Raw genomic sequence first — 21,787 nt, forward strand, 5'->3', positions numbered from 1 at the left:
GAATCACCACACCAACATCTGCAGAGTGGGTTTGGCTTTCACGTTAAGTCCTGTGCTTTGTTGAAGCGTCTGCTGCTCACCGGTGAGTGGGTCATGCAACTCGGCCTGGGAGAGTTCAGGTAGTTGCAAGGTTGCTCCACTGGTACTCCAGAACAGCCACAGATGGCGGCCATCCTCACGTTGCCAGGCGATGCTGTAGAGATCCTCGGGGGCGCTGCTCAGGCGTGGTTGCTGTGCCGGCTGAAGACGAGGGCCTGTGACCTTGAGAAAGCGCTGCAGGGCCAGGTAAACCGGCTTGGGTTGGCCTTGCAAATCCAGCAGGCCATAGTGCTGGTCGCGTGCCGATGCACGGCTGTCCAAGTCTGACAAAGCAAAGAGGAAGACACGGTCGTAGTCCAGTGCGCTCATGAGGGCGAGTCGACGCAGCACATAGTCAGCCTGGCCTTGCTCACCAATGATTTCCTGCAGTTCCTTTGGCCCTGAGTAACTCGACCAGCCCCATTCAGTCGCCCAGATGGCCGGCACCTGAACACTCCGCAGAGTGGCATTGAGCTGACGAGCGCGCAGGATGAAGTCATTGCTACCTGGCTCGTCGTTTTCCGGCTCCTGCGAGTAGGGGTGATAGGCAATCACTGTGTTCAGGCGCTGAACACCGAGCTTGCCTAGCTCTTCGATCATTAAGCCGCCCTTGACTGGCATCTGGCTGTAATAGGCCATGCCTCCCATCACCACGGGTTTCTCAGGCACCACCTGGCGAAGGGCTTGGACACTGGGAAGCAAAAGGCGGCCATAGCCCTCGGTATCCTCGTGTGGTCGCCAGAAAGACGGCAAATTAGGTTCATTCCACACCTGCCAGGCATCCACTCCCGGGTAACGCTGAGCAAGCATGGCCATGGTCTTGGCAAACAACAGTGGATCCTTGGGCGGATACTGATCTGGGGTAGGGGAGCCAGCTGGAGCGCTTGTGGCATGCGGTGCAGAGCCAACCAGATAGAACACCGAACGCAGCTGCTCCTCGTCCAGCGCCTGCATCACGCCATCTAGCTCACCTAACCGGTACTGACCCTCGCGTGGCTCATGTCGATCCCAGTGCAGATCGACACGGGTCCACTCAAGGCCGAGAGCCTTCCACTGTTGCATTTGCTGGCGATACTGCTCGGGCGGGAACCACAGGAAGTGGGCATTGATACCCAGAAAGTCCTTCCAGACCACCGCTTTGGGGGCGGTTAGTTGCATGCCCTGGGCTTTGGCTGGCTGCCAGGGATTGAACAACAATCCCGCTGCGACTAGCAGTGCCAGCGGCAGTAGATAGAGCATCTTGCGCATTATCCGTTCTCCTGGACGACGCTACGGAACAGCTCCAGAAATCGTTCGGCCGTGTTCGGCCAGCGACGTTGCTCACCAAGGGTGGCGGCCTGTGCCGCCCATGACACGGCCAATTCAGGTTGCAACGCTAGCGTTTCGATGGCGGTGGCCAGCGCAGCGATATCACCTTGGTTGAATGTGGCGCCATTGCCGTAGCCGACCTCTTCTGCAAAGGCGCGCGCATTGGAGGTGATCACGCCGCGCCCGCAGGCATTGGCCCATGACAGTGCGCCGCTGGTGCCGCGCATTGCCCCGAGCAGACTGAGCTTCTTCGATTCGCGATAAGGCAGCACCATGGCGTGATGAGCCTGAATCGTTGTGGCGATGCTGTCCGCAGGCAGATCTAGCTGCCAGTCCAGGCAGTCAGGTAACTCCAGGCGGTTGGCTAATTCACGCAGCTCATCCAGATAGTTACCGGCTGGACCGAATGCCATTTCTGGAGAGGTACCACCGGCCAGCGTCAGGCGTAGATGGCCTCTCAGCGACGGTTGTCGTTGAAAGACCTGAGCCAGGGCACTCAGAAGATCCTCGATGCCTTTGCCTCGGTAGATGAAGCCGAAGTACAGGAGACGCAGTGGATCAAGGGCTGGAAGTGCTGCCGGGGAGATGCTGAGGTTGCCATGAGCAATGCTGATGGCTTGGCCAGGCGTCAGCCCCATCCTTCGGCTCAGGCATTCGGCACCGGTACGAGTAAGGGTGATAGCCCGGCGCAGATGGCGGGCTACACGGCGTTCTTCAAAAAGTGTCAGAGGGTCGGCCAAGACCGCTGCAGCTTGCGGGAAAGGGCGTGGCAGACGCTCCAGAAGTGACAGGGGCCAAGGTAGCCGGGCGCGGCGCCAGACCAGGCGCTCCGGATCATGCACCGTGGCTGTCAATGGCAGTTGTGGGTGATGGCGACGCAGCCATTCGAGAGCCTGGAACTCGCCAAGACGACCACCGCCGAGCTCAGCATGTACCAGCTGTACCTGGCTCCAGTCGAAGGCTGCCATGCGGACTTCCAGTTCACCGGCGCTGACTCCACGCAGTGGCGTAAAGACCTCAACCCCCAATGCGCTCAGTGCACTGCGAAAGTGTTCAGCGTAATCGGCAATACCGGTTTGCTCCGGGGGTAGCGGTGCCAACAGGGCAATGCGCATCAGATCTCGCCCCGCAGCCTTTTGATACCGGCCAGAATTCGCGCAGGTACCTCAAACTGACGCTTGTTGAGAATGATGCCGTCCACCTTGCCAAACGCTGTGTGCAAAACCGAGAGGGTATTCTGAACCGCAGGGACGGTACTGGTTTTGGCTTCAACGACGAGCGCAATCAGATCCGCATGCCGTAGTTCGAGGAAGGCATCCTGATTGCTGAGCAGAGCCGAGGCGTCCAGCAGGTGGACTTCGCCGGGTTGAACGGCTGACTTACTATCAAACCGGACAATATGACCGCGCTCTTGCAGCAGTTTGCTCAGATGCTCACTGACAAAACTGACGCCCTCTCCGTGGCGGCCAGAGGTCAAGGCCAGCGTCAGACCTTTACGCTCGATCTCTTCTGTTGGAAGCAGACTGTAGAGCTGGTACAGGCTGGCAGTGAAGGCGCTGCCGATGCTCCAGGGCTTCTGCCCCAGGTCCTGCAAAGTTGACCACAGCGGTACTTTAAAGGTTTTCTCGACTTGCGCTCCGTCATGGATACGCTGATCCAACAGGTAGCAGACATAGAGTGCGAGCAGACCAACGGCTAGTCCGGCAGGTATGGCCAGCAGCAGGATCATCAGACTCTTGGGAAATACACGGCTAGGGTTGTATGTAGCGTGTTCAGCCAATGCAATATTGCTGATCTGGCTGTTATCCAGTTCCTGGTCGATACGCGCCTTTTCCAGGTTCTCGGCATAGAGCGCATAACTTTTTTCAGCGGTTGCCAGTTCAAGTGTCAGCCGACTGACCTGTGGTTCGGACTGCAAAATACGCTGACGCTCCGCTCGTAGTTGAGCGAGTTGCTGGTCATGGTCTCGGATCTGTCCGCTGAGCTGGCGGTCACGCAGCTCGGCATCAATGATCTGTTGCTTGAGATTTACCAGAATGCTGTTCGGGGATAGATTCTTTGAGCGCTCCAGGCGCTCGGCCTCTTCCCGAATCAGAGTTTCCATCTGGGTGATGCTCTCGTCCACCTCACGCACTGGCGGGGCGCTCGGCAGGAAGGTGCGTAGCAGTGCTGCGCGTTCTTGCTTGAGTGCATTAAGGCGTCGCTTGAGATCGAGCTGCGAAGGGTTGAGGCTGATTTCGCGAGCGGTCACCACTTCTTGAGGTTGCCGCTTGAGCTGCAGTCGAGCATCCATGAGGAAACTGCGGATGCCGGCCTGGTCATTGAGTTTCTCGACACGGGCATCGGTCAGCCGGTTGATCTGGTTGGTCAGGTTGTCCAGGCGCTCTTCGACGCTGATTGAGTTGATGTTCTTCAGCTGTTCGGCCAACGCCTGTTTGAGCTGATCAATCTGGCCAGCGACCTTGCGCATTTCGCCGTCATAAAAGGCATACAGGCTCTTGCGGCCGAGTGTCTGCGTGCGCTGCTCCAGGTAGGCGTTGATCCAGGTTTCCACCACCTTTTGCGCAATCGCCGGATCGTCCCAGGTGAAACTGATCTCCATCACGGCGGAACCAGGTTCATGGCCGACTACAAAATTCTTTTCCAGCTTCTTCGCCAACCGGTCAACCGGAGATTGCTCCTCGACGATCCCAAGCATTTGCAGGGTGCTGCGAATAGCATCGATGACTGAGCCGGTGACTTTGCCGATATAGAACTTGATGGTCTTCCAGAAACCTTGGGGTTGGTAATTGGACATCTCCTGCAGATAACGCTCGGCAACCATACGAACGATGGGCCGCCCAGTGAGCATCTTCTCTTCGTCGACGATGGGGTCGCGCTGGGTGCTGGGTGCAATGAGTGCCTGGCGGTTAGCCACCTCAATGGGAAGTGTGGTGCTCTCACGCCCAGGCTTGACCAGCAAACGGGCGTTAGACTCGTACTTGGCCGGCAGCAGGAATGCGCCCAGCACGGCAACCGTGATGGTGACAATAACCGCCCACTGGAATTCGCGGCGGAAGATGAAGAACAGCCGCAGCAAATCGCGGAAGGAACGAATCTCGATCACGGAAAGAACACTCCCTGTGTTGATCGTTTGGGACCTGAATAGGTCTGTGTTGGCACTGTGCGCATTTGCAGGGGTTAAGCCAGCGTAATGTCTTCGTCGCCGAAGTACTCACCGACCAGGGTTTCGTAAAGCTCGCCTGGAATCTTGCCTATGTTAAGCAAGGAGTGGACCTGTTCCTCATTGATCTCGACCACATCGCCTACCCGCAGGCGCCGCGTCTGCCCGTTCAGCTCCAGTTGCATAAGGCCGCTTATGACAACCCAGCGCTTGCGTCGGTGCAGATGGTAGTGCGCAGGTAGGCCTGTTCCAGGCAGGATGTGCAGGTGGTTAAGTCGATGTCGGCCATCTTCCCGCAGCACCGTACTCTGTCCCCAGGCATAGGTCAGAACCACTGCCTCAGCTGGTAGCGGAGTGTTCTGGGTATCGCTGACGACAGACTGAGCGAAGCTGGCAGATGCCACAGGTGCCACAGATGCTGGTACATGAACGATTGGGTTTGCCAGAGGTGTCAGCGGTGATGCGCTGAGTGTTGGTTCTGGACTCTCTTCTGCACGATGTGCGGGCCTTTCATGTCGTGCCGGACGCTTCCAGATGCCTGGCCAATTCAGGCGTGGCCACTTGAAGTGACCGCCGCGTAGATCGTTAATCACTTGCAGCAGGGTGGCAGGCACTTCGAACTGGCGGCGATTGAGAATAATCCCATCTACCTGGCCGAATGCGGTGTTCAAGACTGACAGCGTGTGCTCAACAGCAGGCACAGTGCTGGTCTTGGCTTCGACTACCAGGGCAATCAGATCAGCACGGCGGAGACTGAGGAAGGCTTCCTGATTGCCAAGCAGTGCCGAGGCATCCAGGACTACCACTTCGCCAGGCTGCGCAGGCGTCAAGCTATCATGCCGAACGGCATGGCCTCGTTCTTTGAGCAACCTGCTCAGGTGTTCACTGACAAAACTGACGCCCTCTCCGTGGCGGCCAGAGGTCAAGGCCAGGGTCAGACCCTTGCGCTCGATTTCCTCTGTCGGAAGCAGGCTGTATAGCCGGTACAAACTGGCGAGAAACGCACTGCTAATGTGCCAGGGTTGAGGGCCTAGATCCTGAAGGGTGCTCCAGAGAGGGACTTTGAATCTGTCTTCAATCAGTGCGCCGTCATGGATGCGGTGATCCAGAAGGAAGCATACATAGAGAGTCAATAAGCCTACGGCCAGCCCAGCAGGTATGGCTAGCAGCAGGATCATCAGGCTCTTGGGAAAGACACGACTGGGATTGTGTGTGGCGTTTTCAATAACAGCAATGTTGCTGATCTGACTGTTGTCCAGCTCCTGGTCAATGCGCGCTTTTTCCAGGTTCTCGGCATAGAGCGCATAGCTCTTTTCGGCACTGGCTAACTCAAGCATTAAACGGCTGACTTGGGGCTCGGAGTGCAGAATGCGTTGACGCTCCGCTCTTAGTTGAGCGAGTTGCTGGTCATGGTCTCGGATCTGTCCGCTGAGCTGGCGATCACGCAGCTCAGCATCGATGATCTGTTGCTTGAGATTCACCAGGATACTGTTAGGGGCCAGGTTCTTCGAGCGCTCCAGGCGTTCGGCCTCTTCCCGAATCAGGGTTTCCATCTGGGTAATGCTCTCGTCCACCTCACGCACTGGCGGTGCGCTGGGCAGGAAGGTGCGAAGCAATGCTGCGCGTTCTTGCTTTAGCGCATTAAGACGACGCTTCAGATCGAGTTGCGACGGATTGAGGCTGATTTCGCGAGCGGTCACCACTTCCTGAGGTTGCCGCTTGAGCTGCAGGCGAGCATCCATGAGGAAGCTGCGGATGCCGGCCTGGTCATTGAGTTTCTCGACACGGGCATCGGTCAGCCGGTTGATCTGGTTGGTCAGGTTGTCCAGGCGCTCTTCGACGCTGATCGAGTTGATGTTCTTTAGCTGTTCAGCCAATGAGCGTTTTAGCTGGTCGATCTGATCGGCCACCTTGCGCATTTCACCGTCATAGAAAACGTAAAGGCTCTTGCGGCCGAGTGCCTGGGTACGCTGTTCCAGATAGGCATTGATCCAGGTTTCCACCACCTTCTGCGCAATGGCCGGGTCATCCCAGGTGAAACTAACCTCCATCACCGCAGAGCCAGGTTCATGGCCAACTACAAAGTTCTTCTCCAGTTTCTTCGCCAGCCGATCAACCGGTGATTGATCCTCTACGATCCCGAGCATTTGCAAGATGCTGCGAATGCCTTCGATGACTGAGCCGGTGACTTTGCCGATATAGAACTTGATGGTCTTCCAGAAGCCCTGGGGCTGGTAATTGGACATCTCCTGCAGATAACGCTCGGCAACCATGTGCACGATGGGGCGCCCAGTGAGCATCTTCTCTTCGTCGACGATGGGGTCGCGCTGGGTGCTGGGTGCAATCAAAGCTTGGCGGTTGGCTGCCTCAATGGGGATGGTTGTACTCTCACGCCCGGGTTTGACAAGCAAACGGGCGTTAGACTCGTACTTGGCCGGCAGCAGGAATGCGCCCAACACGGCAACCGTGATGGTGACGATAACCGCCCACTGGAATTCGCGGCGGAAGATGAAGAACAGCCGCAGCAAATCGCGGAAGGAACGAATGTCGATCACGGCAGCGGATTCTCGCTAATGGTCTGAGTCATCAGGGATTCACGATGGTGGGGTTGTTGTAGATCGTGTTGCCGCTGTTGCTCACATCCGGGTCATTCAGGTCGTAGTTGAATCCCACGCCGATCCCTTTGTTGACCGGAATCAGGCGAGTGAAATACATGTCGACCGCTTCAACCGCACTGCCGATGCCCGATTGCGGTACATAGATAATGTCCCCACGCTGCAGGGCTACCATGGGGCGCTCCTTGTCTTCCAACATGGTGGCCAGACTGAAGAAGTAGAGCTTGTATTTGCCGTCGGTCCCGGCCCGCATCAGGGCGACGTTGTCGCTGTCGGCCGAAGGCAAGACTCCCCCGGAAGCCAGCAGCACCTGTTCCACCGTGGCATGGCCGACCAGATCGAAGAAAGCTGGATTGGGGACTGCTCCTCCGACGAAGACTTTGTTGCTGGGAGCGATGGCAATGTTCACAGTGGCGTTTGGGCGACGGTATATGGCGGCCAGCTTGCTTGTGACTTCCTTGGCAACATCCTCGGGCTGGCGGCCGTCAGCCTTGATCAGACCGACGAAGGGCATCGAGAAGTAGCCATCGGGCCGGACCACGAAGAGTGTCATGTCATCCTTTTCGGAAGGTTCTTGTGCATCGCGAACAATCCGCAGGGTATCGCCACTCTGAATACGCACCTGTGGTGGCGGCAGGTCGGCCAGCTTGTATAGCTCCTTGTGCCTGTAGTCGAGCACTTCATCATCCGGCAGATGAACGCGTGCCGGCGTGCTGCATGCTGTCAGTGTGACGATCAGCAGTGTGGCGAGCAGTGCTTTGGTCATGGAAAACTCCCTGTAGGTCGGCAGCATGATTCAGTTCCAGTAGGCAGCGAACATGCTGCAGTGGCGTTTTAGGGCTACGGGTAGAAGGTGTCCGTGATAGCCAAGTTGATAGCCGAGCAGTTTGAGTGCTGATCGCAGCAGGACTTCAGGTGCTCTGTGTAAGGCGCCTGCAGCTTTCAGGGCTGCCAGCTCTGACAGGATAAAGCGTTTCCCTTCACTGCCTGCTCGGCCAAAGGAATCAGCGATCCAGCGTTCGCGGCCGTAAAACGTACCGATGTCAAAGTAGCGGCGGAATTCTTCTAACAGTTGGTAATCGTGCGAATGCTCAACACAGGCGCTGGCGGCATAGCGAACGGCGTAGCCTGCCAAGAGCATTTTGCCGGCGACGAATGCATCCTCGCTGCCGATTACATCTCGGGGAAATCCTCCGACAGCTTGCAGAGCGGTACGTCGGTAGGCCGCAAAGGAGTCAGAGCTGTAACAGGTCTTTATGCCCAGCTCACTGGCGTCGGACAGGCGCTTTGTGCGGCTCTGTGCCGGGTAGTTGAAACGTCGTGCGTGAGCGCCAAGCAAGTCGGCATCGGGATGTGGGAGCTGACGGCCATAAGCCACACCGATATCCGATTCGCTAAGAAGCTCTCCATGGAGGTTGCGCAACGCATCCGGGTCATTAGGGATGGCGTCCTGAGTCATGTAGATTAGGACGTCAGCATCCACCAGCGTACTGGCCCAGCCACGAGTGCCTCCGTGGTTAAAGTTGGCAGGATTGATCACCTCTACACGTGCGCCATAAGCGCTGTAGCGCGCTGCAGTGTCGTCGCCTGAACTGCTGTCAATTACCAGCAGTTCGTTGGGCTGCAGGCTCTGACGCGATAGGGCGGCTAGCTGACGCTCAGCGAAGGCACCTGCATTGCGCGTAGGGATGATCAATGCAGTCCGCATCAGCAGTTTGACTCTGTGCTGGGTGTACGGCCATAGATGTCTTCAAATCGGACAATGTCATCTTCACCGAGGTACTCGCCGCTCTGGACTTCGATCATCACCAGATCAATTACGCCGGGGTTGTGCAGACGGTGACTGTGTCCGGCCGGAATGAAGGTTGACTGATTGGTGTCGAGCAGGAAGTCCTTGTCACCATTGATGACGCGAGCCATACCACTGACCACGATCCAGTGCTCGCTACGATGGTGATGCATCTGTAATGAAAGGGATGCGCCAGGGCGAACTACGATGCGTTTGATCTTGTAGCGCGGACCTTCTTCTATCACCGTATAGGTGCCCCAGGGGCGGTTGACGGTACGGTGCAATCGATAGGCATCATGGCCGCGTTTTTTAAGTTCCTGAGCGATGAACTTGACGTCCTGGCTGCGCCCAGCATCAGCAATCAGCAGTGCGTCAGGGGTATCGATCACGATCAGGTCTTTGATGCCGACGGCGCCGACCAGTCGACTCGAGCTGTCGATGTAACAGCTGCTGACGTCATGCAGGACAACTTCGCCATTCAACTGGTTGCCTTGCTCATCGTTGGGCAGCAGCTCTCTCAGCGTTTGCCAAGAGCCGATATCATTCCAGCCAATATCGCAGGGTACTACTGCAACGTTCTTGGAGTGCTCCATCAGCGCGTAATCAATGGAAATATCCGGGGCAAGGGCAAAAGTGTCCTGAGACAGCGTGCGCTGACACTGCCCCGAACCTTGTAAGAGCGGAGCTGAGTTAACTGCGTTACGAGCGGCTGTTAGTACATCTGGTGCGCATTGCTCAAGCTCGCTTAGCAGGGTGTCAACCTGCAAGCAAAACATTCCAGCATTCCAGAGATACAGGCCGCTCTGCAGATACTGTTCTGCGGTCTCTGCGTTGGGTTTCTCAACGAAACGTTGAACCTTGAGGCCGTCATCATTCAAACGGTCGCCGCTTTCGATATAGCCGTAGCCCGTTTCGGCACGGGTCGGTTGTACACCAAAGGTGACTAGATAGCCTGCAGCTGCCAGTCGCTGTGCTTTGGCTACCGCTTTGGCAAACGCCTCTTCGTCCTGAATGAGGTGATCTGCAGGCAATATAAGCAGCTGACAGCTTTCACCATACAGACTGAGGGCATGCAGCGCTGCAGCTGCGATAGCGGGTGCTGTATTACGGCCGCAGGGCTCCAAAAGGAAATCCAGACGCAACTGTGCCTGATTGACAGCGCTGTAGTCGTCCTGGGTGCTGAACAGTAATTCGCGATTGGTCACTGTCAGTAGCGAATCTACCCCTGGCAACTGAGCGGCTCTCAGAAAGGTCTTCTGCAGCAGACTCTGCCCGTCAGGCAGGCGCATGAATGGCTTCGGTCGAGACTCACGGGATACCGGCCACAGACGCGTGCCAGCTCCTCCAGCAATGATGCAGGGCAGTAAGGTGCTCATCAGTAGGCTTCCTTGCTGAACGCTACGGCAGGTAGCGTACGGAATAGAATGTAAAGGTCGAACCAGACGGACCAGTTCTCGATGTATTCGAGGTCGAATTCCACCCGTTTTTCGATCTTTTCCAGCGTATCGGTTTCGCCCCGATAGCCGTTGATCTGAGCCCAGCCAGTGATGCCGGGTTTGACTCTGTGCCGGGCGCTGTAAGTCTCCACCGCTTCTTCAAACAAAATGCCTGCGGCTTTCGTTGCGGTGGCATGGGGGCGAGGACCGACCATAGACATGCTGCCCAGCAGTACATTTAGTAGTTGGGGGAGTTCGTCCAGACTGGTACGGCGGATAAAGGCCCCCACACGGGTGACGCGGGAATCGCCCTTGGTGGTCTGACGCTCGGCATGAGCATCAGCCATCTGGTGGTACATTGACCGAAATTTATAGACCTCGATCAGGCGATTGTTATAGCCATAGCGCTTTTGACGAAATAGCACAGGGCCCGGTGAGTCGAGTTTGATGGCCAGGGCGACGCCCAGCATCAGCGGTGATAGCAGCAACAGCGCAAGGCTTGCCAGAACCAGATCCTCAATGCGCTTTATGAGTGGCGACCAGCCTTGAAGGGGTAATTCCGAGGCATTGAACATCGGCAAGCCAGCTACCTCCGTAATCCGGTGGTGGGCGTGGCGAAGAGCCAGCATGTCGGGTACCAGTAGTACGCTCACCGGCAGTTGGCGAAGCCTGGCTACAATCCCGGCTATCCGACTTTCGGCTTCCCAGGGAAGTGCGACCAGAACCTGCTGCACTTGCTCATCACGAATCATCTGCTCGAGCACATCGATATTGCCAAGCAGAGGCAGGCCAGCTACTTGGGCCTCGAATCGGCTGCAGCGGTCATCGATGAAACCGAGTATGCCGATGCGGATATCGCTGTTCTGCTGCATGTAGCGAGCGATTTGCACGCCATTTTCGGTGCCGCCAAGAATCACCGAGTTCTGCAGATACCGGCCTCGCCTCGTCAGGGTCCGCAGGCACAGCAGGAGTGCCAGACGTTCGGCTCCAAACAACACCAGGCTGAAGATAAACCAATAAAGCAGCTGTCGGCTTGTAATCATGCTGAACAGATCAAGAGCCTGGTGCATGAAAATAAGGAATGTGAATGCAGTCATCCAGCAGAACAGCATCAATTTGAAGCGCAGCTCATTACTGAACAATTCTTCGTTGTAGACACCGAAAGCCTGAAAAAGCATCACGGTGATCAGTGCGAAGAACAGCATCAGCTCCGCGTAGTGCTCGCTGGATGTGGGGTCGTGCGAATTTATCAGAAGCAGGAGAAAGCCCGGTAGCACCGCTGTCAGGCCATGCAGGATGCGGGTTAGTGCGACAAAGTGTTGAACAAATCCCGACTTGCTGATGGGATTTTGAATGGACTGCGGACGCACTGCTTGACTCCCCGAAGGCCTGTTGTGGGCTTAGGCAGCCACAACTAGGAAGTTGACTAATCTGTCAAAAAGGTGGCGGTTATAGTATTTGTGTGATGCAGTTCGCCATCGCGCGACAATTTAACCACGCCTTTAAGGCGGCGGCAATTGGCCATTAGCGCCCCAGAATGCCTTCTCGTGTGGGCGGGTTTATAGTTTTTGGGTGGTACTTTCGTTCTAGGTTTTTCCGGCGTGGAGTTGCCGGTATTCCCCAGGCGTCATGCCGGTCCAGCCCTTGAAGCTGCGGTGGAATGAGCGGGACTCGGTGAAGCCCAGGTAGCTGGCGATGTCCTGGATCGGCAGGTCGCTGCGCAGCAGGTAGTGCTCGGCCAGTTCCTGGCGCAGGGCGTCGAGGATTTCCTGGTAGCTGGTGCCGGCCAGCTGCAGATGGCGCTGCAGGGTGCGCACCGTCATGTTGAATTTTTCGGCCACCCGTTCCTTGCGTGGCAAACCATCCTTGAGCAGCAGGCGCAGGGCATTCTTGACCCGGACGGGCAGTGGCTCGTCCTGATCGAGGCCGGCCATCAGGGTCAGGGCATGTTCTTCCAGAGTACGCAGCAGGTTGGCATCGGCCTGCCGCAGCTGCACGGCCAGGTAGGCCAGCGGCACCAGCAGCGCGCTGCAGGGCTGCTCAAACAGCACCGGGCAGCCAAACACCGCCTCGTACTCTGCAAGCGAGGTGTCAGATGGCTGCGCATGCTCGAACCAGACCGCCTGGGGCGAGCGGTCCATGTCGGCAATCCAGCGTGCGTAGAGCAGCCAGGATGCCAGCACGTTTTCCACCATGTGCCGGCGGATCAGCGGTTTTTCGTGACGACAGGTCCAGATCAGGCGGACATGGTCGGCCAGCGCCTCGATGGAACTGACGCCCATGTCTCCCACCAGCTTCTCGTAGGGCGCGATGCGGCTCATGGCTTCGCCCAGATTGGCGCAGTTCATGGTGATGTAGCCGAGCACGCTCCAGGAGCCGGGCTGCACGTAGCGTGCAGCGTGCAGGCCGAACAGCGGGTCGCCGGAGACCTCGATGAAGTGGGCAATCAGCCGCTCATGCACTTCGCTGGGGATGCGCTGGCTGTTGTCGGCCAGTTGAGCCTGGCTGATGCCGGCCGCCTGCAGTGCCGCGTCGATATCCAGGCCAAGGGCTTCCCCCTGGCGGATGTACTTGAGCAATGCGGGAACCGATGTGTAGCCGAGTGAGCTGGTCATTCTTGTTGTTCTGGGTGTCTTGATTGGCGACAGCGGCTGTCCCGATTCGACAGTGACGGCAGACCGCGGCCGGCTAGTATAGGCAGCCATTACTGGTGACCGGAATAGGCGGAATCAAGCATGCGACGTTGGAACGGGTGGGGCGACGAGGCAACCGTGGTGGAGCTGCCGGCTCATGGTCAGGGCTTCCTCGAGGCGCGCATCGGTGCCGGTCAGGTACTGGCCGATGCCAGTCTGGAACAGGTGCTGGCCAAGGTCCCGGCCTCGCGTCTGCCTGGCCATCCGCTGGTTTCGGTTGAGGCCGAGGTGCGGGTGCGGCATGCCCGCGGGCAGAGCCTGCCGGACTGGCTGGCCATGCGCTCCGGCGAATTCGGCGTTTTCCCCGATGGTGTGGCCCTGCCGGAAACCGCGGCGCAGATCCGTGAGCTGCTGGCCTGGGCGCAGCAGCATGACGTGATTGTGATTCCCTATGGCGGCGGTACCTCGGTGGCCGGCCATATCAATCCGCGCGATGGTCTGCGTCCGGTACTGACCCTGTCGCTGGAACGCATGAATCAGCTGCTGGAGATTGACGAGCAAAGCCTGATCGCCACCTTCGGTCCCGGTGCCAATGGTCCGCAGGTGGAAGCTCAGCTGCGCGCCAAGGGTTACACCCTCGGCCATTTCCCGCAGTCCTGGGAGTTGTCGACTCTGGGTGGCTGGGTGGCCAGCCGCTCCAGTGGCCAGCAGTCGCTGCGCTATGGACGCATCGAACAGCTGTTCGCCGGTGGCAAGATCGAAACCTTCGCCGGCACTCTGGAGATTCCGACCTTCCCGGCGTCGGCGGCGGGGCCTGATCTGCGCGAGATGATTCTCGGCAGCGAAGGGCGCTTCGGTGTCATTTCCGAGGTCAAGGTGCGCGTCACCCGGCTGGCGGAAGAGGAGAAGTTCTACGCCGTCTTTCTGCCCAGCTGGACGCAGGCGCTGGCCGCTATCCGCAGCCTGGTGCAGGCGCGGGTGCCGCTGTCGATGCTGCGTCTGTCCAACGCCATCGAGACCGAAACCCAGTTGGCGCTCGCCGGGCATCCCGAACAGATCGCCCTTCTGGAAAAGTACCTGGCTTTTCGTGGCGCCCGTGCCGGCAAGTGCATGCTGACCTTTGGGGTGACCGGCAATCGCCAGCAGAATGCACTGTCGATCAAGCAGGCCAAGCGGCTGCTAAAGGGCTTCGGCGGCGTATTTACCGGCACCCTGCTGGGCAAGAAGTGGGCGGAGAACCGCTTCCGTTTCCCTTACCTGCGTCATGGCCTGTGGGAGGCCGGCTACGCGGTGGATACCCTCGAGACCGCCACCGACTGGGCCAATGTCGATCACCTGCTCAATCAGGTCGAGGACAGCCTGCGCAACGCGCTGAGTGCCGAGGGTGAGCAGGTGCATGTATTCACTCACCTGTCGCATGTCTACGGTGAGGGTTCGAGCATCTACACCAGCTACGTGTTCCGCCCGGCAGCCAGCTACACACAGACCCTGGCGCGCTGGAGCAAGCTTAAGCATGCGGCCAGTCTGGCCATCGTCAACAACCGCGGCACCATCAGCCACCAGCATGGCGTCGGGCGTGACCACGCGCCCTATCTGCCGGTGGAAAAAGGCGAGCAGGGCATGGCGGCACTCAGGGCGCTGGCGCAGCATTTCGACCCGGATCAGCGCCTGGCGCCAGGCGTGCTGCTGGAAGACTGAGCATGGGCCAGCACGAGGCGTGGAATGCCGCCTGGCGTCAGCGCGCCCTGCCACAACTGGCGGCGCGGCACTGGGACCTGATAGTGGTCGGCGGTGGCATCAGTGGTGCCGGCATCCTGCGTGAAGCGGCCCGGCGCGGCTGGCGCTGCCTGCTGCTGGAGCAGCGCGATTTTGCCTGGGGCACTTCCAGTCGCTCGTCGAAGATGGTGCACGGCGGTCTGCGCTACATCGCCAAGGGCCAGCTGGGCCTGACCCGTGACTCGGTACGCGAGCGCCAGCGCCTGCTGGATGAGGCGCCGGGTCTGGTTGATCCGTTGAGCTTTCTGTTTCCTCATTATCAGGGGCAGTTTCCGGGGCCGCGGGTGTTCGGCGGGCTGCTGGCGCTGTACGACGCCCTGGCCGGCAAGCGCAATCACCTGTACTACCCGTTGCAGCAGCTGCGCTTCCTGCAGCCGGGGCTGAAGGAAGACGGCCTGGCCGGCGCCACGCGTTTTCAGGATGCGGTGACCGACGATGCCCGCCTGGTCATGCGCGTGCTGGGCGAGGCGCGCGCCGAGGGTGGCGAGGCGCTCAATGGCCTGCGTGTGGTCGAGTTGCGCCGCGAGGGTGGCAGGGTGGTCGGACTGCTGGCCGAGGACTGCCTGACGGGCGAGCGCTTCAGCTTCTCGGCCAGCGTGGTAGCCCAGGCAACCGGTGCCTGGGCCGATGCCCTGCGCCGGCGCGATACGGCAGAACACATCCGTCCGCTGCGCGGCAGCCACCTGCTGTTGCCCGCCTGGCGTCTGCCGGTGGCACATGCACTGAGTTTCATGCACGCCGAGGATGGCCGGCCGGTGTTTGTCTTCCCCTGGGAAGGCGCCACGGTGATCGGCACCACCGACCTCGATCATGCCGGGTCGCTGGATCAGGATGCGAGCATCAGCCCTGCCGAGGTGGATTACCTCCTGGCCGCCTGTGCCCAGCAGTTTCCCGGCGCAGCCATCGGCCGTGACGATGTGCTGTCTACCTGGGCCGGGGTGCGCCCGGTGGTGAGTGACGGTGCGCACAGCAAGAACCCTTCGGATGAGAAGCGCGAGCATGCGCTGTGGCAGGAGCCCGGTTGCGTGACCCTGGCCGGCGGCAAGCTGACCACCTTCCGCCTGCTGGCGCTGGAAGTGCTGCGTGCCTGCGCCGGCATGCTCGGCAAGCCGCTGGATGATCAGGGGCAGGCGGTGTTCCGCGCTCAGTCGGAGCTGGCCTTGCCGGGGCTGACGCCGTCACAGCAGCGCCGTCTGCGTGGCCGTTACGGACGAGAGCTGCCTGCCGTTGCCGATTGTGTGGCGCAGGTGGGGACTGAATGCGTCGGGGCGACCCAGACGCTGTGGGCCGAGCTGGCCCATGCCGCCAGCCATGAGCTGGTGCTGTCGCTGGATGATCTGCTGCTGCGCCGAACCCGCCTCGGGCTGTTGCTGGCGCAGGGTGGTGCCGCCGAATTGCCACGCGTGCGTGAGTTGTGCCAGACCCGGCTGGGCTGGAGCGATGCGCAGTGGGACGAACAACAACAACGCTATCTGCAGTTGTGGCAGCAGTGCTACAGCCTGCCTGCACCAGCCGGGAGCCCATCGTGACGGAACAACGCTACCTCTTGGCCATCGACAACGGCACCCAGAGCGTACGGGCCTTGCTGTTCGACCTGGCCGGCAATCTGCTGGGCAAGGGCAAGGTCGAGCTGGAGCCTTATTACTCCGAACATCCCGGCTGGGCCGAGCAGGATCCGGAGTATTACTGGCGCAGTCTCGGTGAGGCCTGCGCGCAGCTCTGGGACAGCGTCGATATCGACCGCAGCCAGATTGCCGGGGTGTCGCTGACCACCCAGCGCGGCACGCTGATCAACGTCGATGAGCAGGGCCAGCCGCTGCGTCCGGCCATGCTCTGGCTCGATCAGCGCCGGGCCGAGGTTGAGGGGCGGATCAAGGGGCCGTGGGGCTGGCTGTTCAAGCTGATCCGCGAAGAAGAGACCATCGACTATTTTCGCGCCCAGGCCGAGGCCAACTGGATTGCCCAGCAGCAGCCGGATATCTGGGCGCGTACCCACAAGTTCCTGCTGTTGTCGGGCTTTCTGACCCATCGTCTGTGCGGGCGTTTCGTCGATTCGGTGGGCAGTTGCGTGGCCTATCTGCCGTTCGATTACAAGCGCCTGTGCTGGGCCAAACCCAGCGACTGGAAGTGGCAGGCGATGCCGGTCAGACCTTCGATGTTGCCCGAGCTGGTCAAACCGGGCGAGCAACTGGGCTGCATCACCGCCGAAGCCAGCCGGCACACCGGTATCCCGCAGGGGCTTCCGCTGATTGCCGCCGCTTCGGACAAGGCCTGCGAGGTGATCGGTGCCGGTGGTGTCGATCCGAGTGTGGCCTGCCTGTCCTATGGCACCACGGCGACCATCAACACCACCCGTGCCCAGTATTTGGAAACCATTCCGCTGATTCCGCCATACCCGGCGGCGATCCCTGATCACTACAACACCGAAGTCATGATCTTCCGGGGCTTCTGGATGGTCAGCTGGTTCAAGGAGCAGTTCGGCTATGCCGAGCGCCAGCGAGGTCTGGAGCTGGGCGTAGCGGCGGAAACCCTGTTCGACGAACTGGTCAACAGCGTGCCGCCCGGTTCCATGGGCCTGATGCTGCAACCGTACTGGTCGCCGGGCATTCGTGAGCCGGGGCTGGAAGCCAAGGGCTCGATCATCGGTTTCGGTGATGTGCACACCCGTGCTCATCTCTACCGCGCCATCCTCGAAGGACTGGCCTATGCCCTGCGGCAGGGCAAGGAAAAGATCGAGAAGCGTTCGGGAACGCCGATCCGCCGTTTGCGCGTTTCCGGTGGCGGCTCGCAGAGCGATGCGGCGATGCAGCTGACGGCCGATATCTTTGGCCTGCCGGCCGAGCGTCCGCATCTGTATGAGACGTCCGGGCTTGGTGCGGCCATCGACTGCGCGGTGGGGCTGGGTCTGCATGCGGATTTCCCTGCGGCGATTGCCGCCATGACCCGTGTGGGGAGGGTCTTCGAGCCCAATCCGCAGGCGCAACAGGTGTATGAGCGTCTGTATCACGAGGTCTACCAGCGCATGTATCAGCAGCTCAGGCCGCTTTACAGCAGTATTCGCGAGATCACCGGCTACCCGGCTTGAGGGCGGATTTTCCGTTGCCAGCTACACTGGGTTAATAAGCTACGCGAGCGGTGCTTAAGCTGCGCTTGCGTCAGCCGATAACCTCGTCAATCTGTAGTTGCGTGACTCGTGAGGAGCCCACAATGGCTGGCATTCTGGATACCGTTGATCAGCGAACCCAACTGGTCGGCGAGAATCGCCTGGAAATCCTGATGTTCCGCCTGAGCGGGCGGCAGCTCTTCGCCATCAACGTGTTCAAGGTGCAGGAAGTGCTGCACCTGCCCAAACTGACGCTGATTCCTCAGCGTAATCCAGTGGTCTGCGGGGTGGTTAATCTGCGTGGTCAGACGCTGCCAGTGATCGACCTGTCCCAGGCTATCGGTATGCGTCCGCTGACCCCCAGCGACAAGAGCACCATCATCGTCACCGAATACAACCGCTCGGTGCAGGCCTTCCTGGTCGGTGGCGTGGATCGCATCCTCAACCTCAACTGGGAGTCCATCCTGCCGCCGCCGGGTGGGGCCGGTCGGGCGCATTACCTGACGGCGATCACCAAGGTTGATGACCAGATCGTCGAGATCATCGACGTTGAGAAAGTCCTCTCGGAAATCGTGCCGATGAGCAGCAAGGTTTCTGCTAATAAGCTGGAAGACCCGTTGCTTGCCAAGGCGCGTGGTCGTGAAGTGCTGCTGGTGGATGACTCAGGCGTGGCTATGAACCAGCTGCGTGAAACCATGGCTCAGCTGGATATTCGTACCCATTCGGCCGGTGACGGGCTCAAGGCGCTGAAACTGCTCAAGCTGTGGGCTGACTCGAATGCCGATGTGCCGAATAAGCTCCTGATGGTGATCACCGATGCTGAAATGCCCGAGATGGACGGTTATCGCCTGACCACGGAGATCCGTAACGACCCGCGTTTGCAGGAGTTGTATGTGGTGCTGCACACCTCACTGTCGGGCAGTTTCAACGAAGCCATGGTGAAGAAAGTTGGATGTAATGACTTTCTGTCCAAGTTCCAGCCAGACAAGTTGGTAGATATGGTGCGTAAGCGCCTGCAAATGCTCGAAGATCAGGGCAAGATCTGAACATCGGGCTTGAGCCGCAGAAGAAGGCGCTTTATAAGCGCCTTTTGTCATTCTGGAGCCGGCCATGCTGAGCCTTTCTGCACTCTATCGCTACCCGCTCAAGTCGGCAGCCGCCGAAGTCCTGTCGTACAGCCTTGTCGGTGCCCAGGGGCTGATCGGCGACCGGCGCTGGATGCTGGTGGATGTCGCCAGTGGCCGTTTTCTCACGCAGCGCGCGTTGCCCGCAATTGGCCGTATTGCCGCCCTGTGGCAGGCCGATGGCTCCCTGCGTCTGCAGGCGCCGGGGTTGGCCGAGCTGGTGGTGGCAGTGCCGGGTAATGAGGCGGTGCTGCGCACAGTGACGGTCTGGAGCGACAGCCTGCATGTGCCGGATGCCGGCGATGAGGCGGCGCAGTGGCTGCAGCAGGTGATCTGCCAGCCGTGTCGTCTGGTGCAGGTGCCCGAGGCGCTGGCGCGGCAGGTTGACCAGCATTATGCGCAGCCCGCCGACCGGGTCGGTTTTGCCGATGGCTTTCCTTTGCTGCTGATCAGTCAGGCCTCGCTGGACGATTTGTCCGCGCGTGTGGGCTGGCCGCTGGAGATGTTGCGCTTTCGCCCCAATCTGGTGGTGACGGGCTGTGAGCCCTATGCCGAGGACCAATGGCGGCGCATCCGCATCGGCGATCTGGAGTTCGAACTGGTCAAGGGCTGTTCGCGCTGCATCCTCACCACCCTGGACCCCTTCACCGGTGAGCGCAGCGCCGACCGTGAGCCGCTGACGACGCTCAAGACCTACCGTGAGCGCGATGGCGAGGTGTACTTCGGGCAGAACGTGCTGCCGCGCGGACGCGGTGAGCTGCGCCTGGGGCAGGCCGTCGAAATTCTCGAGTGAGGCGGAAACGAACAGGGCGCCGGATGGCGCCCTGTTTTACTGCGCGTCGAAGAAGCGCTCGTGCCAGTCCACCAGCGGTTGCGGCGCATTGAGTTTCTTGCCGTAGATCACTGCGTAGGACAGCACGTTCTGCACGTACTGACGGGTCTCGTCGAAGGGGATGGTTTCCACCCAGACGTCGAAGGACAGGTGTTTGGCGTCCTTCAGCCACTGGCGAACGCGACCGGGGCCGGCGTTGTAGGCGGCCGAGGCGAGCACACGGTTGCCGTTGAACTGGCCGAGCACTTGGTTGAGGTAGGCGGCACCGAGCTGGATGTTGATGTCCGGCTGATAGGCCAGCTGCGGGTTGGCCAGCGGAATGCCGTAGCGCTTGGCGGTTTCCTTAGCGGTGGCCGGCATCAGCTGCATCAGGCCCATGGCGCCGACGCCGGAACGGGCATCGTTCATGAACGCGCTTTCCTGGCGGGTGATGGCGAACACCCAGCTGGAATGCAGGCCGCGCAGGCGGGCTTCACGGACCATGTTGTCGCGGTAAGCCATGGGGAAGCGGATGTCGAGATCATCCCAGTACTGGGCCTGGCTGATGGTGCGGATAGCCGGGAAATACCATTGCATGTCATAGGCCAGCTTGGCCTGGGCGACCATTTCATCGCGGCTGAACAGGCGGCTGACGTGGTACCACTCGCGTCGGCCATCGGCGATCAGACCGCGGTTGTGAAACTCCATGGCCCGGCGGATACCGGCGGTGTTGCGCACCTTCTGCAGCAGGCGCGGGTCCAGCGGCAGCGGTTTGTGGTTGAGACTGTAGGGCGCCTGGATGCGATCGGCAGCGAGGAACCCGTAGTAATCGCGCTCCCGCGCCAGCGGCTGGTAGCCCAGCAGAGGTTGCTGGCTCTGTGGTTGCGCCAGTTGCAGACTGCGGGCCTGCCAGTAGCGCCAGCGGGTGGTCTTGGCCAGGTCTTCCGGCAACTGACGGGTCAGCTGGTAGGCCTCGTCCCAGCGGCCCAGGCGCAGCAGCAGGCGGGTGCGCCATTCGGTGACGGTGTTGTCGCGCAGCTCCGGGTCGTACTGCGCCATCACCTTGAGGGCGCGGGCGTCGAAGCGGCGGGCGAGGGTCAGACCGATTTCGCGGGCGATGGCGACTTTCTCGTCACTGGAGAAGGCCATCTGCCGGGCATACAGGTCGAGCAGGCCGAGGGCTTTCTCCGGGTCCTGACGGGCCAGACGACGCAGGCCCAGACCGACGGCGTCGGCCATGGCGCGGTCGGCCGGAAGAAATCGTGAGGGCTGGCTGAGCAGGTTGGGATTCTGTGCCGCCTGCAGGAGCATCTCGCCCTGCTTGCCGAGGGTTGGTAGGCCCTTGACGAGGAAACTGGCCAGGCCGTAATTGCGTGCTTCGGCGGCCAGCTTGGCGCGTTGCCAGCGCTGCTGTTCATTCACGCCGCCTTGTTCACGCCACAGACTGAACAGGGTGTCACAGGCCTCAGGCTGGGACTTGCCGACCAGATAGAGCTTTTCCGCCTGGGCCTTTCCTTCCTTGAACATGCCGTGCTTGAACAGGTACTGGCCATACAGGCAATCCAGCTCGGTGAAGTTGAGCTTGGGGTCGTAATAGTTGATGAAGGTCTGCCAGTCGCCGCGTTCGGCCAGCCAGCGCAGCCAGCGCAGTTTCATCCAGCCGATCTGCGGGAGGTCGCCGTGGTCGGCAATGAACGTCTCGATTTCGTCGTTGCTGGCCCACTTCAGGCGATGGGTCAGCTCGTCGTAGGCCAGATAGGGCTCCAGCGGATAGTCCTGCAGGGCGCTGGCATAACGCTTGTAGGGGCCGGCATCGCCCTTGCTCAGGGCACGTTTGGCTTCGTCGTAATACAGCCGCTGCTGCTGCAGGCTGGCAGCTTGAGCATCGAGGGCCAGCAGGGGGCAGAGCAGGCCGCAGAGCAGGGAAAGCAGGGAACCGCGCATCACTCAT

General features: G+C 60.0%; 15 protein-coding genes and 1 pseudogene. 5 read left to right on the plus strand and 11 right to left on the minus strand.

Annotated elements, in window-relative coordinates; all coding sequences use genetic code 11:
• Positions 1–3: 3 nt before the first annotated feature.
• The 10 genes and pseudogenes from CK486_RS03560 to CK486_RS03600 form a co-directional block, all read right to left on the minus strand.
• Positions 4–1,329 carry a beta-galactosidase gene (locus CK486_RS03560; RefSeq protein ID WP_095938892.1) on the minus strand — a complete coding sequence of 442 codons (1,326 nt, stop codon included), beginning with the start codon at positions 1,327–1,329 and terminating at the stop codon, positions 4–6.
• The gene (locus CK486_RS03565; RefSeq protein ID WP_095938893.1) at positions 1,326–2,501 is read right to left on the minus strand and encodes a glycosyltransferase; all 1,176 of its coding nucleotides are present in this window, start codon (positions 2,499–2,501) and stop codon (positions 1,326–1,328) included. The genes CK486_RS03560 and CK486_RS03565 overlap by 4 nt, the downstream gene beginning before the upstream one ends.
• Complete coding sequence (locus tag CK486_RS03570; RefSeq protein ID WP_095938894.1) at positions 2,501–4,492, minus strand: exopolysaccharide transport family protein; 1,992 nt, start codon at positions 4,490–4,492, stop codon at positions 2,501–2,503. Before CK486_RS03570 ends, CK486_RS03565 begins: the two co-directional genes overlap by 1 nt.
• A gap of 74 nt (positions 4,493–4,566) precedes the next feature.
• Positions 4,567–5,142: a phosphomannose isomerase type II C-terminal cupin domain gene (locus CK486_RS18270; protein WP_371915476.1), complete on the minus strand. Its 576-nt coding sequence runs from the start codon at positions 5,140–5,142 to the stop codon at positions 4,567–4,569.
• Positions 5,122–7,104 (minus strand): annotated as a pseudogene (locus tag CK486_RS03575) (GumC family protein); the annotation flags it as partial. The gene CK486_RS18270 and the pseudogene CK486_RS03575, both read right to left, overlap by 21 nt.
• A gap of 31 nt (positions 7,105–7,135) precedes the next feature.
• The gene (locus CK486_RS03580) at positions 7,136–7,930 is read right to left on the minus strand and encodes a polysaccharide biosynthesis/export family protein (protein ID WP_095939051.1); all 795 of its coding nucleotides are present in this window, start codon (positions 7,928–7,930) and stop codon (positions 7,136–7,138) included.
• Between the two features lie 30 nt (positions 7,931–7,960).
• Positions 7,961–8,872, minus strand: a complete 912-nt coding sequence (locus CK486_RS03585; protein WP_095938896.1) for a glycosyltransferase family 2 protein — start codon at positions 8,870–8,872, stop codon at positions 7,961–7,963.
• The gene (locus CK486_RS03590) at positions 8,872–10,329 is read right to left on the minus strand and encodes a mannose-1-phosphate guanylyltransferase/mannose-6-phosphate isomerase (protein WP_095938897.1); all 1,458 of its coding nucleotides are present in this window, start codon (positions 10,327–10,329) and stop codon (positions 8,872–8,874) included. Before CK486_RS03590 ends, CK486_RS03585 begins: the two co-directional genes overlap by 1 nt.
• Positions 10,329–11,759 (minus strand): undecaprenyl-phosphate glucose phosphotransferase, encoded by a 1,431-nt coding sequence (locus tag CK486_RS03595; RefSeq protein ID WP_095938898.1) that lies wholly within the window; start codon positions 11,757–11,759, stop codon positions 10,329–10,331. The genes CK486_RS03590 and CK486_RS03595 overlap by 1 nt, the downstream gene beginning before the upstream one ends.
• A 216-nt stretch (positions 11,760–11,975) precedes the next feature.
• The gene (locus tag CK486_RS03600) at positions 11,976–13,004 is read right to left on the minus strand and encodes an AraC family transcriptional regulator (protein WP_095938899.1); all 1,029 of its coding nucleotides are present in this window, start codon (positions 13,002–13,004) and stop codon (positions 11,976–11,978) included.
• Between the two features lie 120 nt (positions 13,005–13,124).
• Between CK486_RS03600 and CK486_RS03605 the strand changes: the two genes are divergently transcribed.
• From CK486_RS03605 to CK486_RS03625, 5 genes are all read left to right on the plus strand, one after another.
• Positions 13,125–14,720 carry an FAD-binding oxidoreductase gene (locus CK486_RS03605; protein WP_095938900.1) on the plus strand — a complete coding sequence of 532 codons (1,596 nt, stop codon included), beginning with the start codon at positions 13,125–13,127 and terminating at the stop codon, positions 14,718–14,720.
• A 2-nt stretch (positions 14,721–14,722) separates the two neighbouring features.
• Positions 14,723–16,327 carry a glycerol-3-phosphate dehydrogenase/oxidase gene (locus CK486_RS03610; RefSeq protein ID WP_095938901.1) on the plus strand — a complete coding sequence of 535 codons (1,605 nt, stop codon included), beginning with the start codon at positions 14,723–14,725 and terminating at the stop codon, positions 16,325–16,327.
• The gene (locus CK486_RS03615; RefSeq protein WP_095938902.1) at positions 16,324–17,883 is read left to right on the plus strand and encodes an FGGY-family carbohydrate kinase; all 1,560 of its coding nucleotides are present in this window, start codon (positions 16,324–16,326) and stop codon (positions 17,881–17,883) included. The genes CK486_RS03610 and CK486_RS03615 overlap by 4 nt, the downstream gene beginning before the upstream one ends.
• A 122-nt stretch (positions 17,884–18,005) precedes the next feature.
• Positions 18,006–18,947: a chemotaxis protein gene (locus CK486_RS03620; RefSeq protein WP_095938903.1), complete on the plus strand. Its 942-nt coding sequence runs from the start codon at positions 18,006–18,008 to the stop codon at positions 18,945–18,947.
• A gap of 64 nt (positions 18,948–19,011) precedes the next feature.
• On the plus strand, positions 19,012–19,818 hold the full coding sequence (locus CK486_RS03625) for an MOSC domain-containing protein (RefSeq protein WP_095938904.1): 807 nt from the start codon (positions 19,012–19,014) through the stop codon (positions 19,816–19,818).
• A gap of 36 nt (positions 19,819–19,854) precedes the next feature.
• Here CK486_RS03625 and CK486_RS03630 read toward each other — a convergent pair whose 3' ends face one another.
• Positions 19,855–21,780, minus strand: a complete 1,926-nt coding sequence (locus CK486_RS03630) for a transglycosylase SLT domain-containing protein (protein WP_095938905.1) — start codon at positions 21,778–21,780, stop codon at positions 19,855–19,857.
• Positions 21,781–21,787 lie beyond the last annotated feature (7 nt).

The organism is Pseudomonas sp. HAR-UPW-AIA-41, assembly GCF_002304225.1.
Classification (GTDB): domain Bacteria; phylum Pseudomonadota; class Gammaproteobacteria; order Pseudomonadales; family Pseudomonadaceae; genus Aquipseudomonas.

Excerpts from the sequence above, each read along its gene's own strand:
- CK486_RS03565 (WP_095938893.1), bottom strand. The coding sequence starts at position 2,501 with ATGCGCATTGCCCTGTTGGCACCGCTACCCCCGGAGCAAACCGGTATT.
- CK486_RS03580 (WP_095939051.1), bottom strand. The coding sequence starts at position 7,930 with ATGACCAAAGCACTGCTCGCCACACTGCTGATCGTCACACTGACAGCA.
- CK486_RS03585 (WP_095938896.1), bottom strand. The coding sequence starts at position 8,872 with ATGCGGACTGCATTGATCATCCCTACGCGCAATGCAGGTGCCTTCGCT.
- CK486_RS03590 (WP_095938897.1), bottom strand. The coding sequence starts at position 10,329 with ATGAGCACCTTACTGCCCTGCATCATTGCTGGAGGAGCTGGCACGCGT.
- CK486_RS03600 (WP_095938899.1), bottom strand. The coding sequence starts at position 13,004 with ATGACCAGCTCACTCGGCTACACATCGGTTCCCGCATTGCTCAAGTAC.
- CK486_RS03605 (WP_095938900.1), top strand. The coding sequence starts at position 13,125 with ATGCGACGTTGGAACGGGTGGGGCGACGAGGCAACCGTGGTGGAGCTG.
- CK486_RS03610 (WP_095938901.1), top strand. The coding sequence starts at position 14,723 with ATGGGCCAGCACGAGGCGTGGAATGCCGCCTGGCGTCAGCGCGCCCTG.
- CK486_RS03620 (WP_095938903.1), top strand. The coding sequence starts at position 18,006 with ATGGCTGGCATTCTGGATACCGTTGATCAGCGAACCCAACTGGTCGGC.
- CK486_RS03625 (WP_095938904.1), top strand. The coding sequence starts at position 19,012 with ATGCTGAGCCTTTCTGCACTCTATCGCTACCCGCTCAAGTCGGCAGCC.
- CK486_RS03630 (WP_095938905.1), bottom strand. The coding sequence starts at position 21,780 with ATGCGCGGTTCCCTGCTTTCCCTGCTCTGCGGCCTGCTCTGCCCCCTG.